Source organism: Marinobacter sp. JSM 1782161, assembly GCF_011421605.1.
GTDB lineage: Bacteria > Pseudomonadota > Gammaproteobacteria > Pseudomonadales > Oleiphilaceae > Marinobacter_A > Marinobacter_A bohaiensis.
The window spans coordinates 779,120-793,055 of the sequence record NZ_WSSA01000002.1; the positions used below are offsets into that span (position 1 = coordinate 779,120).

Here is a 13,936-nt window from a genome sequence, read left to right on the forward strand (position 1 = left end):
GTGTTTACTTCTCCAGTACAGAAATCATGGCTTCGTTGCCCGGTTGTGCCTGAACCGTGGAAGCGGGTTCCCCGGCCGGTCCGAGCCATCGTTCAAACTCATCGCCCAGCATGCGCCGGGACCACTGCTCCACCAGGGCCAGCCGGTCAATCATGATCGACTCTCTCCACCAGGTATCCTGGGACAATGGCGTATAACGCACGAAGGCAATGGCGACAATTACGACCAGAACGCCACGCAACAGGCCAAATCCCATTCCCAGTACACGATCGGTAGCGGAAAGACCGGTGGCGCGGACAAGTTGTCCGATCAGGTTATTGATCACGGCACCCACGATCAGGGTACCAAAAAACAGGATGGCAAACGCGGCAATCAGCCGGACCAGCGGGGTCTCGACGGTGCTCTCCAGCAGCGACTGCATCTGCGGGTGAAAGGTGCGCGCGATGATAAAGGCGCATACCCAGGTGACCAGGGACAGCGCCTCCCTGACAAAACCGCGCTTGAGGCTGATCAGGGTCGAAACCGTGATGATTGTGATGATGACCCAGTCTATCCAGATCAGCGCGTCCATGGTCGACCCACTAACGAATTTCAGAAGCGCGGATTCTAACAGGAAACCGGGTCACACCAAACCTTGAAGCCGTCGCCGGAATGTGCGTCCGAAGCGCGTTCCAGCGCTACTTATCACCCGACATCACCAGACTGTTAAGGGCAAACGTCTTGTCCAGGCGCTGTTTGGCGGAACGGGCTTCGTCTTCGCTCACGAAGGGGCCGGAAAACACCCGGGTCAACGTCAGGTCACCGCGCTCAACGCTCTGGGTGTAGGCCGCGTAGCCCTGCTCCCGGACCTTGTCGCGCAACCGCAAGGCATTTTTCTCATTGCCAAAGCTACCCAACTGGACCAGCCAGGCGCCTTTCAGCACCTGCTGATAATCGGCTTTGTCGGCCGGTTCCGGCTCGGCGGGCTCGGCCTGGCTGTCCGCCGCGGCAGCCGGCGCCTCCTCCTGGCGCTCCACTGGCTCCGGTTCGGGAGCAGGTTCCGGTTCCGGTGCCGCCGCAACGCTCTCGACGGTCCCGGAAGCGGTTTCCTCCGACGGGGATTGGGGCGACTCCACCACCGGCGCCGACTCTTCGATGGTGTAACCTTGCGAGTTACCGGAATCGGAGCCGCCATTGGCAATGGCTCCACCGGTGCCGGAGGGCTCGGCATCGCCCTGGGCATCGTTCATTTCAACGGCAGGAAAGGCCGGTTCTTCCGGCAGGTCGATGGTTCGGGTGGTTCGCTCTGTATGCGGCTCGTCGAACAGCATCGGGACAAAGATAACAGCCAGGGAAATCAATACCAGTGCGCCAACGATACGCTGTTTGAGTCCATCCACAGGAAGCGATCCTCTGTATTCGCCAAGAGTCTGACCGGATACTAACGCCCGCGGCGACCGAACACAAAGGGCTGCCGGGAGCATGAAGTAACTTTAAGGAATGGGTACACCTTCAGGACAGATCCGCTCAGCCCAGGTGCTGTCGCGCCTCGGCAACGGTAAAGAAAGAGCCGAAGACGACGACAACGTCCGCCGGATCGGCGTCAGCGATGGCGGCGTCGATGGCGGCACTGACCGACGGGCAACCACGAACCCGGTCGTGTCCGGCCAGAACCGCCTCGAGGCGGCGCTCAAGCCCTGGCAGATCCAATCCTCGGGGAACCGTCAGTGGGGCCAGATACCAGGTGCCGATAACGGATGAGACGGCGGACACCACGCCAGCGGAATCCTTGTCTTCCAGGCAGGCATACACCGCCCTCACCTGACCCGAGACACCCAGTTTCGCGATCTGCTCCCGGAGCCAGCGCGCGGCATGGGGGTTGTGACCGACATCCACGATCACCCTCGGTGACGATCGCAATGTCTCAAAACGGCCCGGCACGGCTACCTGTTCCAGCGCCTGGGCAATCGCTTCTTCACCAACGTCCGGCTCCAGTATACGGAACCCCTGGACCGCCGCCGCCAGACTCCCTACCGGCAAGCCACCCTCCGGCAGCGTCACGCGCCAGTCATCGGTGACCACGCAGGCCCTGCCATCGGTGTTGCGATCAATCCGGTAGTCTTCGCCCAGGCGGCGAAACCTGACCTTCTGCGCCGCTGCCTGCTGCAGCACAGAGCGCGGCGGATTAGACTCGGCGTAGATCGCATCCTGACCAAATCGCAGGATGCCCGCTTTCTCGAAGCCGATCTGCTCGCGGTCGTCGCCCAGCCAGGCGGTGTGATCCAGGTCGACGGAGGTGATGATGGCCAGGTCGGCATCCAGCACATTGACGGCGTCCAGGCGCCCGCCCAGACCGACTTCCAGCAGCCAGTCCTCGACGCCTGCCTTTTCGAAGGCAACGAACGCCGCCAGGGTGCCGAATTCGAAATAAGTCAGCGAGACGTCCCGGCGGGCCGCCTCCACACGCTCGAAGGCGTCCACCAGGGAGGCGTCATCGATGTCCAGACCATTGAGCCGGACGCGTTCGTTATAGACCTGCAGATGCGGCGATGTGTAGGCACCCACAGAGCGCCCGCGGGACAGTAAAAGGCGCTCCAGTGCTGCGACCGTCGTGCCCTTGCCGTTGGTTCCGCCGATCGTAACGATCCTTGCACCGGGGTGACGCGGAAAGAGCCGGCGCAGGACCAGGAGTACCCGGTCCAGCCCCAGATCGATGTCCTTGGGATGCAGTGCTTCGAGGTAGGCGAGCCACTCGTTGACAGTGGCTCCGGATTCAGGCGCTCGGGGCATCGGGGATTTCAGTCTCTTCACCCGGCTCTGGCTCGCGCTCCGGATCAGGCTGCGGCGCCTCCTGGCCCGTGAACTTGGCCAGCACGCTGGCCAGGCGGTAACGCATATCGTGGCGCCCAACGATCATGTCGATGGCCCCGTGTTCAAGCAGGAACTCACTGCGCTGGAAGCCTTCCGGAAGCTTTTCACGCACGGTCTGCTCGATTACCCGCGGGCCGGCGAAGCCGATCAGGGCGTAGGGCTCGGCCACATTCAGGTCGCCCAGCATGGCCAGACTGGCGGACACGCCACCGAAAACCGGGTCGGTGAGCACGGAAATAAAGGGGATGCCTTCCTGCTTCAGGCGCTCCAGGGCCGCGGCGGTTTTGGCCATCTGCATCAGCGACAGGATGGCTTCCTGCATACGGGCGCCACCACTGGCGGAGAAACACACCAGAGGAATACGCTCCTCCAGGGACACATTCACGGCCTGGACGAACTTTTCGCCCACCACCTGCCCCATGGAGCCGCCCATGAAGTTGAATTCGAAGGCGCAGGCGACCACCGGCAGTCCCAGCGTGCGACCACGCATGGCGACAAGCGCATCGTTCTCCCTGGTGCCCTTCTGCGCCTGGGCCAGACGGTCCTTGTAGCGTTTGCTGTCCTTGAACTTCAGGCGATCCCAGGGTTCCAGATCAGCGCCGATCTCGTCGCGCCCATCGGGATCCAGGAAGATGTCCAGCCGGCGACGTGCGGACACCCGCAGGTGGTGTTCGCACTTCGGGCAGACATCCAGGTTCTTGTCGAGTTCTGGCTTGTAGAGGAAAGCGCCGCACTTGGGGCATTTTTTCCAGAGGCCTTCGGGAACGCTCGTCCGCTGCTTGGAGTCCGAGCGAATCATGCTCGGCATGATCTTGTCCAGCCAGTTACTCATGATGTCTTCCTGTTAGTCTGTCCTGTTCTGCGAGCGCGGCCGGTTTCTGCAGCTTCAGGAGGCCAGCTCGTCCAGCGCTTCACGCATCGGTTTCAGAAGTTGCGTCAACGCCGCCTTGAGGGCGTCGATGTCTTCCTGATTTTTGGCAATTGTATCCACCAGGACACTTCCCACAATTACACCATCGGATACCCGCCCCACAGCCGCGGCCGTCTGTGCGTCGCGAATACCGAAGCCAACGCCAACCGGCACCGCCGTCAGCGAATGGATACGATTGACCTTCTCGGCCACGTCGGCCACGTCGATACGTGACGCGCCCGTTACGCCCTTAAAGGAAACATAGTAGACATAGCCGGAACTGTGCTCACTGATGGCGCGGATACGGTCTTCGGTGGTGGTCGGCGCCAGCAGGAAGATCGGATCAAGCCCGGCTCTGGCGAACAGCGGCGCCACATCATCCGCCTCTTCCGGCGGCAGGTCGACCGTCAGCACACCATCCACGCCGGCATCCCGTGCGGCCTCGGTGAACGCATCGTAGCCCATGGCCTCCACCGGGTTGAGATACCCCATCAGCACGACCGGGGTGTCCGGGTCCTGCTCGCGGAAAGTCTTCACCATGCCAATGACCTGACGCAGCGAGGTGCCATGGACCAGGGCTCGCTCGCACGCCAGCTGGATAACCGGGCCGTCGGCCATGGGGTCTGAGAAAGGAACGCCCAGCTCGATAATATCGGCTCCGGCGGCGACCAGGGCGTGCATCAGCTCCACGGTGTGGTCGGGATGCGGATCCCCGGCGGTAATGTACGGAATCAGCGCCTTGCGGCCCTGGCCCTTGAGTTTCTGCAGGACTGTCTCAATACGACTCATGCGGCTTACCGACTCCCTTAAATCTCGATTCCGTCCAGCTCGGCGATGGTATGGATATCCTTGTCGCCACGACCGGATACGTTAATGACAATCATCTGATCCTTGTCCATGGAGGCCGCCAGCTTCACACCGTAGGCCACGGCGTGGGCGCTTTCCAGGGCCGGCATAATGCCTTCCACCCGGGTCAGTTTGCGGAACCCGTCCAGGGCTTCGTCGTCGGTGACCGCGACGTACTGTGCACGGCCCACGTCCTTGAGCCAGCTGTGCTCCGGACCCACGCCCGGATAGTCCAGCCCGGCGCTGACCGAATGGGTACCGGCGATCTGCCCATTCTCGTCTTCCATCAGGTAAGTGCGGTTGCCGTGCAGAACACCCGGACGTCCACTGGTCAACGGCGCGGCGTGCTGACCGGAATCCAGCCCCAGGCCCCCGGCCTCGACACCGTACATGGCAACGGACTCATCCAGCAGGAAGGGATGGAACAGACCAATGGCATTCGAACCACCGCCGACACACGCGACCAGAGCATCCGGCAAACGACCGGCCTGCTCCATGGACTGGCGGCGGGTTTCGCGCCCGATAACCGACTGGAAGTCGCGCACCAGCATCGGGTACGGGTGCGGGCCGGCCACCGTCCCGATGATGTAGAAGGTGTCGTCGACGTTGGTGACCCAGTCGCGCATGGCTTCGTTCATGGCGTCCTTGAGGGTCTTGGTGCCACTGGAAACGGCGTGCACTTCAGCGCCCAGCAGCTTCATGCGGTAGACGTTCAACGCCTGGCGACGCACGTCCTCCTCACCCATGAAAACGTGACATTCCAGGCCCAGGCGGGCGCAGACGGTGGCCGTGGCCACGCCATGCTGGCCTGCGCCGGTCTCGGCAATCACCCGCTTCTTACCCAGAAAACTGGCCAGCAGCGCCTGCCCGATCGTGTTGTTCACCTTGTGGGCGCCGGTGTGATTGAGGTCCTCACGCTTGAGCCAGATCTGGGCGCCACCGGCCTCGAGGGTGAGCCGTTCGGCAAAATAAAGCGGGCTTGGCCGGCCAACATAGTCCGCCAGATCCTTGTCAAACTTGGCGATGAAGTCTGGATCGTTGCGCAGCTTGAGGTACTCGGTCTCCAGCTGCATCAGCGAGTCCATCAGGGTTTCGGACACGAAACGGCCACCGTACGCGCCAAAATGCCCCCGGGTGTCCGGGAGGTCTCGGAGCATGTCTTCAGTCAGCTTTACCGACACGATTCACCTCTCTGATAAATTCAATCACGCGGGCCGGGTCCTTGATGCCCTTGTCGCTCTCGACCCCACCACTGACATCCACAGCCCAGGGTCTTACCGCCGCTACCGCGGCCGCTACGTTAGCAGAGTTCAGACCACCGGCCAATATCAAGGGCTTGGGGCGGTTTTCGGGGATCAGCGCCCAGTCAAAGGTCTGCCCTGTCCCGCCGTACCTGTTGGGGTCATACGCATCGACGAGCAATCCCGATGCCTCGGAAAAACGTTCGTAGGCGGACTCGATATCCTCACGAGCCCGCACCCGAACCGCTTTGATCCAGCGACGACCAAACTGCTGACAGAAAGCCGGGTGTTCATCGCCGTGAAACTGCAACAGGCTGATACCGGTCTCGTCCAAGACCCGGCGCACCCAGTCTGCTTCCGGATTCACAAACAGCCCCACGGTCTCTACAAACGGCGGCAACGCTGCCAAAATCTCCCGTGCCGGCCCGATATCCACCGAACGCGGACTGGGCGGATAGAACACCACACCAATCGCGTCGGCACCGGCTTCAACGGCGCTCGCCGCCTGGTCCGGCCGGGTCAGTCCACAGATTTTAATGCGAGTCCTCATGACACCTCGCTCTGATGTCGCTGGAATTCCGGTCCTTCAACCAGGGCTTGCTGTTCGTCGGAGAACCAGGGCTGCATGAAGTCTGGCCCCGGCGCCTCGGACGGGATACCGGCTTCCGCCGGATAACCGACGTTCACCAGATACAGCCCATAAGCCGGCGCGGTAATATCCGCTTGTCGTCTATCCTTCCGCGTCAGTATCTCACGAATCCACTCCGGTCGCTGCTTGCCGTTGCCCACCGCCATCAGGGCACCGGCAATGTTACGGACCATATGATGCAGGAATGCGTTGGCCTGGATGTCGATCACCACATAGTCCCCGTGACGGCTGACCCGGATGAAGTGCAGGTTCCGGTGCGGCGTACGCGATTGGCACCCTGCCGCCCGAAACGAACTAAAGTCTTGCTCGCCGACCAGCGCCTGCGCAGCCTCGTGCATGCGCTCCGCATCCAGCGGGCGAAACGTCCAGCTGACGTGTTTGCGCAGCAGCCCGGGGCGAACGGGGTGATTGTGAATGACGTAGCGGTAGCGTCGGCTGACGGCGCTGAAGCGCGCGTGAAAATCGTCGGCCATCTTCCCGGCCCAGCGCACCGCAATGTCGCCCGGCAACGCCGTATTGATGCCCATGATCCAGGAACGGAAGGTGCGCACCGACGGCGTTTCGAAATGCACCACCTGGGCGGTGGCATGGACGCCGGCGTCGGTGCGTCCGGCACAGATCAGGTCGACCGGGTGATTGGCCACCCTGGACACCGCCTCCTGGAGGTGCCCCTGAACCGATGGAACGCCGCTTTTCTGGTATTGCCAGCCGTGAAAGGCGGCACCGTCGTATTCAAACAGCAGAGCAACGCGACCATCGCCGATCGGCGCTGCCTGATCAAAGGTTGTGAACGAGGGATGCAAGGTGGACTCTTCCGCTTGATGCTGATCCGGAAACGAAAACGCCGGAAGTGAAACCACTTCCGGCGCTCTCAATCAGGCGCTGGTTTAGCAATGCGCCCAGTATAACGGATCAGGACAGGTTTTTGAGCAGGTCCTTGGCTTCCGTCTTCTGGTCGTCGCTCCCTTCAATGGAAACCTCTTCCAGAATGTCCCGGGCGCCGTCGGCGTCACCCATCTCGATATAAGCGCGCGCCAGATCCAGCTTGGTGGCCGCCTCATCGGTGCCAGCAAGGAAATCGAAATCGTCCTCGTCGTCCAGGGCCGCTTCATCAAAATCCATCGAGGTGGATGAACGCTTCTCGCTCCCCGCATCCGCCTCACTCAACTCTGGAATCTCCTCAGCGTCGGTTTCCTCGACGGATTCCTCGGCTGTCGGGATCGACTCATCGTCTTCGCGGGTCTCCAGTGACTCATCCAATTCCGGAATCTCCAAGTCGCCGAGTTCGTCGTCAGAACCTTCCTCCGGCGATTCCGCCACTTCTTCCATCAAGGCGAGATCCTCGTCGGAAACATCCAGCTCAAGCTCATCGAGCGTATCTTCCGAGTCGCCATCCGTCCTGGCCGGCTTTCTCGCCAAGCTCTTCTTCACCGGCCACCTTTTCAAGCTCGGCGTCGAGGTCATCCAGGAACGACTCATCCAGCTCGCCGTCCTCGTCCGAGGCCAGCTCCGGCTCCTCTTCCAGTGCCGGCGCCTCATCGTCGCTGGTAGCCCGGTCGGAAGTCGACGCCTCGGCTTTATCGTCGAGATCGCCTTCCAGCAGGGAATCGTCCAGCTCAAGCGAGCCGAAATCGTCTTCCGAAAGGGATTCTTCAGCGTCGGCGACGCTCTTCTCGTCTTCAGTCAGATCGTCATCCAGGCTGAAGTTGAAGTCGAGATCATCCTCGGACGCGGTCTCCGGCCGGGATTCGCCGGTCGTCGGCTCTGCCACTTCATCATCGTCCAGACCCAGATCGGTCAGGTCGAAATCCGATGCGGCGTCATCGCCTGCTTCTTCAGGCGTGGATTCCGCCGCTTTGCTCTCCTCAACCGGTTCCTCTTCCAGGTCCAGGGTGTCAAAGGAGAAATCATCCGCGCTTTCGCTGAACTCGTCTTCCGTCCGGGCTTCACCGGCTTCTGTCGAATCATCCGACTCGAAGCCCGCGAAAATATCTTCCTCGTCCTTGTCTTCAGCGGCACTTCCGGACCGCAGCTGGGATTCCAGATCGTCGATGCTGGGCGTGGCCTCTGCCTCTTCCAGCTTGCCGCGAAGCGCCTGCGCCTCGGTCATCGCCGACTCGTCGTCCAGGGCCTCCAGTTCGGCAAACTGCTTCTCGAACGCGTCCCGATTCTCGGATTCAGCGTAAACGGCGAGCAGCTTCAGTCGCAGGTCGCTGCGGCTCGGTTCGCGCGAAATGGCGGACTCCAGCACCTCGGACGCCTGGTCGGTGCGCCCGTACGCCATATAGGCATCGGCTTCGGCCAGTGCATCCCGCTCCTCGTCAGCATGGTCAGCGGCACCGCCGAGATCCAGCGTGTCATCGTCGCCGTGCCCGGCGTCCAGTTCGTCTTCCAGCGACGGCTCCTCCCTGGAGCGCCGACGGGCTGCCATGGCAACCAGCAGCAGCGCCAGGATGGCCACGCCACCGCCGACCATCTGGTACTGACGATTGTTCATGAACTGGTCCATGAGGTTCGCCACGAAGCCTTCATCTTCAGTGACCGGCTCGGCTGCAGCTGGCTGCTGGGCTAGCTCTTCGTCCTGTGGCTCAGCCGCGGACGGTTCAGAGGCGACCGGCGCCGCAGGCTCACTCGACTGGGCATCACCCGTCATCTCATCGTCGGCCGCCATGGTGTCGGAGGACGACTCGGCGGTCGCCGCCGCGTCGTCACCGGTGGCCGTCGGCATGGCCTCCGTTTCGCCTTCGGCAGCCATGTCGCCCGTAGTCTCTTCACCTGCCGGAGCTGTTTCGCCGGCAGCAAGCGGGTCTGCTTCCGACATCTCGCCGGACTCGTCTGCTGCGGCAGCCGCATCGACCGCCGGGGCGGCGCCGTCCTGGCCTGCACCCACATTCGCCGGCTGGTCACCCGCTTGCGCCTGGAGCTCGGCCAACTGGGCGTTTTTCAGTTCAACCAGCCGCTGCATGGTTTCAAGCTGGGACTGGAGGTCTTCAACCCGGGAATTGAGATCCGCGTTCTCGCGCTGCGCCTTGTCGAGCTGCTCCATCACCACTTCGGTGCTACCTTCGGCACCGCCGGCGACGCCGTCAGCACCGCCGGAGGCCGCGCCTTCTTCAGGGCTGACGGCATCGTTATCCGCCACAAGACGCAGTTCGTCACCGCTGTCCGCCGGCGTGGAGGCCACCGCTCCCGGCTGCTGGCCGGTCGCGTCGACGCTCTGTTGCGGCTGCTTGAATGCGTTATTCTGCGCAATGACTTCCTGGACAGCCTGGCTGTTACTGCGCACCTCTATCTGATCCGCCGAGGGAATACGCAGCACCTGGCCACGCTTCAGCCGGTTGATGTTGCCGTCAATGAAGGCATCAGGATTCAGATCCTGCAGCGCCAGCATGACTTGTTGCGGCGAGTAGCTGGCATCCGGACGAACCTGCTGGGCAATGCCCCACAGGGTGTCGGAGGGGCCTGTCGGGCCGAACGTCCGGGCCGACGACGAGCCACTGCTGCGGCTGACCGTTGCGGCCGACTCCTGGCGCGGGCTGGCCTGTGCCTGCGTGCTCCGGGTCGGTTGCGATGCCGGCGCCTGCACGGTCTGCGCCGGCGTTTCACCGACCTGATCGGCATACACCTGGGGATCCAGCAGCATGGAATACTCGCGCAGGAGCTTGCCGCTGGGCCAGGTCACTTCGATCAGGAAGTTGAGGTAGGGCTCGCGAACGGCCTGCCGGCTTGTGACATTGACCACAAGCTGGCCGTTGGGCGCCGTCACCACGTTGAAACTGAGATTGGTAAGGAAAAAGTCACGATCGATACCCACCCTTTCAAAAACCTGGGGTGGAGCGAGGTCGACGAAGACTTCGTTGGGACTCAGATCGCTGCTGTTGCTCAGCTCGATTTGAGCGTCGAGGGGTTCATTGAGATAGGATTGAAGTTCCACTTCTCCAAGCCCGAGCGCGTTAGCGACGCCTGAGCCGAGCCCTCCCACCAGAGCCAGCGCAACCGCAAGTTTGCGTACTTTCATGCTTTTTCCTTACCAGTCTCCGTTATTCGTTACTGCCGTCTAAATTCAGACTCGGACGAGGTTGGATGACTTCCGTCTTTCGCTTTTTTATTGGGCATCGATCTGATTCTAACGTTTGCGAAAGTATTGTTGATAAAGCCCCCTTTATCAATCAATCAGAGATAATGTTTGTAATTGTTGTTAAACAAATGTTCGGAACACCCTGTACCGACTGATGAATTTTGTTACTGGCGGCACACTCTGCCTTACATTCCGCTACCAAATTCCCTTGTTACATTTCGGCCGCATCGCTGATTCACTTTCAATAAACGAGCGCCCGAAAATAACAGGGGCGAAAGCCTAATGCAGCCTTCGCCCCCAACACAAATCCTGAAAACAGGACGTGGTTTGCATTTCCACGCCGGGTCAGCGACGTGAAAATGCCACCTGTCAGCGTTCCTGCAGGATACGCAGCATACGACGCAGAGGCTCCGCAGCGCCCCACAACAGCTGATCGCCCACGGTGAACGCGGAAATGTACTGCGGGCCCATCGCCAGCTTGCGGATACGACCGATGGGTACGCTCAGCGTGCCGGTCACCTTCGCCGGTGTCAGCTCTTCCATGCTGACTTCGCGATCGTTCGGAACCACCTTGACCCAGTCATTGGACTTGGCCAACAGCGACTCGATCTCACTGACCGGGATGTCCTTGCGAAGCTTGATGATCAGCGCCTGGCTGTGACTGCGCATGGCGCCGATCCGCACACAGATGCCATCGATGGGAATCGGGCTGTCGCTGCGACCGAGGATCTTGTTGGTCTCGCTCTGGGCTTTCCACTCTTCCTTGCTCTGGCCGCTCTCCAGCTGCTTGTCGCAGTAGGGAATCAGGCTGCCGGCAAGCGGGACGCCAAAGTTGTCGGTGGGAAACTCACCGGAGCGCATGGTTTCCGTAACCTTGCGGTCGATCTCCAGAATCGCCGAGCGCGGATCCGCCAGCAGGTCAGACACGTTGCCGTGCAGCTGCCCCATCTGTTCCAGCAGCTCCCGCATGTTCTGGGCGCCGGCACCGGAGGCCGCCTGATACGTCATGGGGGAAATCCATTCGATCAGGTCATTTTCCAGCAGGCCGCCCAGAGCCAGCATCATCAGACTGACGGTGCAGTTGCCGCCAATGTAATCCTTGACGCCACGGGCCAGCGCATCGTCGATAACGTTGCGGTTAACCGGGTCCAGCACGATGATGGAATGGTCCGCCATGCGCAGTGTGGAGGCGGCGTCGATCCAGTAGCCTTCCCAGCCAGAATCACGCAGGGGCTGGTAAACCTTGCTGGTGTAATCGCCGCCCTGGCAGGTCAGGATGACGTCCATTTCCCGCAGGGCGTCCAGGTCAAACGCGTCCTTGAGGGCGGGCACATCGGCCTTGCCCACGTCGGGCGCAGCCTGACCAGCCTGGGATGTGGAGAAGAAAACCGGGTTGATGTCGGCGAAATCGTTTTCTTCCTGCATGCGCTGCATGAGGACGGATCCCACCATGCCGCGCCAACCAATAAGTCCAACTCGCTTCATGTGCGACTTTTGAACCTCGTTCTGTGCCGGCCCGCGTCCCCTTTCGCAGGGAACGGACCGGATGAATGATCCTGCGACGGCAACATCCAGCCGTCGTCAGGTCTGTGATGATCGTCCGCTCAGAGCGCCGCCAGAACCGCGTCACCCATTTCTCGGGTACTGACGCGGGTGGCCCCCTCGGACATAATGTCGGCCGTGCGCAAGCCCTGATCGAGCACTTTACTGACAGCGCTCTCGATAGCCTGCGCGGCCTCTTCCGCACCCAGACTGTAGCGCAGCATCATGGCGCCTGACAGGATGGTCGCCAGCGGGTTGGCAATGCCCTGGCCGGCGATGTCCGGAGCGGAACCATGGCAGGGCTCGTACATGCCCTGCTTTTCCGCATTCAGCGATGCGGACGGCAGCATGCCGATGGAACCGGTCAGCATGGCCGCTTCGTCGGAAAGAATATCACCAAACATGTTGCCGGTCACAATCACATCGAACTGTTTGGGCGCCTTGACCAGTTGCATGGCGGCGTTATCGACGTACATATGCGACAACTCGACGTCCGGGTAATCCTTCGCCATGTCCGTCATCACCTCGCGCCACAGCTCGGTGACTTCGAGCACGTTACATTTGTCGACCGAGCACAGCTTGCCACCACGCTGCTGGGCCGCTTCAAAGGCAACACGACCAATCCGGCGGATCTCGGATTCACTGTAGACGTAGGTGTTGTACCCCTGGCGCTCTCCGTTATCCAGCTCGCGCACACCGCGCGGCTGTCCGAAATAGATGCCGCCGGTCAGCTCGCGCACAATCAGGATATCCAGCCCGGAGACGACTTCCGGCTTGAGCGAAGACGCTGACGCCAGTTGCGGATACAGGATGGCCGGACGCAGGTTTGCGAACAGCTCCAGGTTGGAACGCAGGCCCAGCAGCCCTTTTTCCGGCCGAATGGCGATCTCCAGACCTTCCCACTTGGGGCCGCCCACGGCACCCAGCAGGATGGCATCGGCCTTCTGCGCCTTGTCGAGCGTGCTGTCGGGCAGAGGCACACCGGTGGCATCAATCGCCGCACCGCCCACATCCGCTGTATCGAAATGCAGATCGAGCTTGAAACGCTCGTTAACCGCGTGCAGCACGCGCTCGGCTTCAGAAACAATTTCCGGCCCGATGCCGTCCCCCGGCAGCAGCAATACAGACTGACTCATATCCTTGGTTCCCAAACTGGTTTATGAATTGGCGAATGAATCGAACAGCCAGGGCGAGCGCTGGCGACGCGCCGATTCGTATTCCCGGATGGTGTCACTGTCTTCCAGCGTAACGCCGATGTCGTCCAGACCATTCAGCAGGCAGTGCTTGCGGAACGGATCCACGTCAAAACTGAAACGTTCTCCAGACGGTGTCACCACTTCCTGGCTATCCAGGTCCACGTCCAGGGAGTAACCTTCCTGTGCCTCTACGTCCGCGAAAAGACGGTCTACAGTTTCCTCTTCCAGAACAATCGGAAGCAGACCATTCTTGAAGCAGTTATTGAAGAAAATATCCGCAAAACTCGGCGCAATGATCACGCGGAACCCATAATCATCCAGAGCCCAGGGTGCGTGCTCACGACTGGATCCACAACCAAAGTTGCGACGCGCCAGCAACACGCTGGCTTCTTTGTAGCGTGGCTGATTGAGCACAAAGTCCGGATTGATCGGACGCTGGGAGCAGTCCTGGTCCGGCTTTCCCTCGTCGAGGTAGCGCAGTTCGTCGAACAGGTTCGGCCCGAAGCCGGTGCGCTTGATCGACTTGAGAAACTGCTTGGGAATGATCATGTCCGTGTCCACGTTGGAGCGATCCATCGGGGCCACGACGCCTTGATGTCGGGTGAATGCACGCATGGTGTTGAC

General features: G+C 61.2%; 13 protein-coding genes. All 13 read right to left on the reverse strand.

Annotated elements, in window-relative coordinates; translation table 11 throughout:
* Positions 1-4: 4 nt before the first annotated feature.
* Positions 5-571: a CvpA family protein gene (locus GQB00_RS03435; RefSeq protein ID WP_111496046.1), complete on the reverse strand. Its 567-nt coding sequence runs from the start codon at positions 569-571 to the stop codon at positions 5-7.
* Positions 572-677: 106 nt separating this feature from the next.
* Positions 678-1,379, reverse strand: coding sequence for an SPOR domain-containing protein (locus GQB00_RS03440; RefSeq protein WP_165855235.1), 702 nt, complete (start codon positions 1,377-1,379; stop codon positions 678-680).
* A gap of 127 nt (positions 1,380-1,506) precedes the next feature.
* The gene (folC, locus tag GQB00_RS03445) at positions 1,507-2,769 is read right to left on the reverse strand and encodes a bifunctional tetrahydrofolate synthase/dihydrofolate synthase (RefSeq protein ID WP_165855236.1); all 1,263 of its coding nucleotides are present in this window, start codon (positions 2,767-2,769) and stop codon (positions 1,507-1,509) included.
* Positions 2,753-3,682, reverse strand: a complete 930-nt coding sequence (accD, locus tag GQB00_RS03450; protein WP_111496043.1) for an acetyl-CoA carboxylase, carboxyltransferase subunit beta — start codon at positions 3,680-3,682, stop codon at positions 2,753-2,755. Before accD ends, folC begins: the two co-directional genes overlap by 17 nt.
* 54 nt (positions 3,683-3,736) lie before the next feature.
* Positions 3,737-4,549, reverse strand: coding sequence for a tryptophan synthase subunit alpha (trpA, locus tag GQB00_RS03455; RefSeq protein WP_111496042.1), 813 nt, complete (start codon positions 4,547-4,549; stop codon positions 3,737-3,739).
* A 17-nt stretch (positions 4,550-4,566) separates the two neighbouring features.
* Positions 4,567-5,775, reverse strand: a complete 1,209-nt coding sequence (gene trpB, locus GQB00_RS03460; protein ID WP_266096044.1) for a tryptophan synthase subunit beta — start codon at positions 5,773-5,775, stop codon at positions 4,567-4,569.
* The gene (locus GQB00_RS03465) at positions 5,768-6,397 is read right to left on the reverse strand and encodes a phosphoribosylanthranilate isomerase (protein ID WP_165855238.1); all 630 of its coding nucleotides are present in this window, start codon (positions 6,395-6,397) and stop codon (positions 5,768-5,770) included. The genes trpB and GQB00_RS03465 overlap by 8 nt, the downstream gene beginning before the upstream one ends.
* On the reverse strand, positions 6,394-7,299 hold the full coding sequence (truA, locus tag GQB00_RS03470; protein WP_165855239.1) for a tRNA pseudouridine(38-40) synthase TruA: 906 nt from the start codon (positions 7,297-7,299) through the stop codon (positions 6,394-6,396). Before truA ends, GQB00_RS03465 begins: the two co-directional genes overlap by 4 nt.
* A gap of 109 nt (positions 7,300-7,408) precedes the next feature.
* Positions 7,409-7,915, reverse strand: coding sequence for a FimV/HubP family polar landmark protein (locus GQB00_RS21795; protein WP_228276657.1), 507 nt, complete (start codon positions 7,913-7,915; stop codon positions 7,409-7,411).
* Positions 7,863-10,514 carry a FimV/HubP family polar landmark protein gene (locus GQB00_RS03475; protein WP_228276658.1) on the reverse strand — a complete coding sequence of 884 codons (2,652 nt, stop codon included), beginning with the start codon at positions 10,512-10,514 and terminating at the stop codon, positions 7,863-7,865. Before GQB00_RS03475 ends, GQB00_RS21795 begins: the two co-directional genes overlap by 53 nt.
* A gap of 429 nt (positions 10,515-10,943) precedes the next feature.
* Complete coding sequence (gene asd, locus GQB00_RS03480) at positions 10,944-12,059, reverse strand: aspartate-semialdehyde dehydrogenase (protein ID WP_165855240.1); 1,116 nt, start codon at positions 12,057-12,059, stop codon at positions 10,944-10,946.
* A gap of 119 nt (positions 12,060-12,178) precedes the next feature.
* Positions 12,179-13,252 carry a 3-isopropylmalate dehydrogenase gene (gene leuB, locus GQB00_RS03485; protein WP_111496037.1) on the reverse strand — a complete coding sequence of 358 codons (1,074 nt, stop codon included), beginning with the start codon at positions 13,250-13,252 and terminating at the stop codon, positions 12,179-12,181.
* Positions 13,253-13,273: 21 nt separating this feature from the next.
* Complete coding sequence (leuD, locus tag GQB00_RS03490; RefSeq protein ID WP_165855241.1) at positions 13,274-13,927, reverse strand: 3-isopropylmalate dehydratase small subunit; 654 nt, start codon at positions 13,925-13,927, stop codon at positions 13,274-13,276.
* Positions 13,928-13,936: the final 9 nt, after the last annotated feature.

Coding starts and splice junctions, on each gene's coding strand:
- GQB00_RS03465 (WP_165855238.1), bottom strand. CDS start 6,397: ATGAGGACTCGCATTAAAATCTGTGGACTGACCCGGCCGGACCAGGCG.
- leuB (WP_111496037.1), bottom strand. CDS start 13,252: ATGAGTCAGTCTGTATTGCTGCTGCCGGGGGACGGCATCGGGCCGGAA.
- folC (WP_165855236.1), bottom strand. CDS start 2,769: ATGCCCCGAGCGCCTGAATCCGGAGCCACTGTCAACGAGTGGCTCGCC.
- GQB00_RS03435 (WP_111496046.1), bottom strand. CDS start 571: ATGGACGCGCTGATCTGGATAGACTGGGTCATCATCACAATCATCACG.
- GQB00_RS03475 (WP_228276658.1), bottom strand. CDS start 10,514: ATGAAAGTACGCAAACTTGCGGTTGCGCTGGCTCTGGTGGGAGGGCTC.
- asd (WP_165855240.1), bottom strand. CDS start 12,059: ATGAAGCGAGTTGGACTTATTGGTTGGCGCGGCATGGTGGGATCCGTC.
- trpA (WP_111496042.1), bottom strand. CDS start 4,549: ATGAGTCGTATTGAGACAGTCCTGCAGAAACTCAAGGGCCAGGGCCGC.
- leuD (WP_165855241.1), bottom strand. CDS start 13,927: ATGCGTGCATTCACCCGACATCAAGGCGTCGTGGCCCCGATGGATCGC.
- accD (WP_111496043.1), bottom strand. CDS start 3,682: ATGAGTAACTGGCTGGACAAGATCATGCCGAGCATGATTCGCTCGGAC.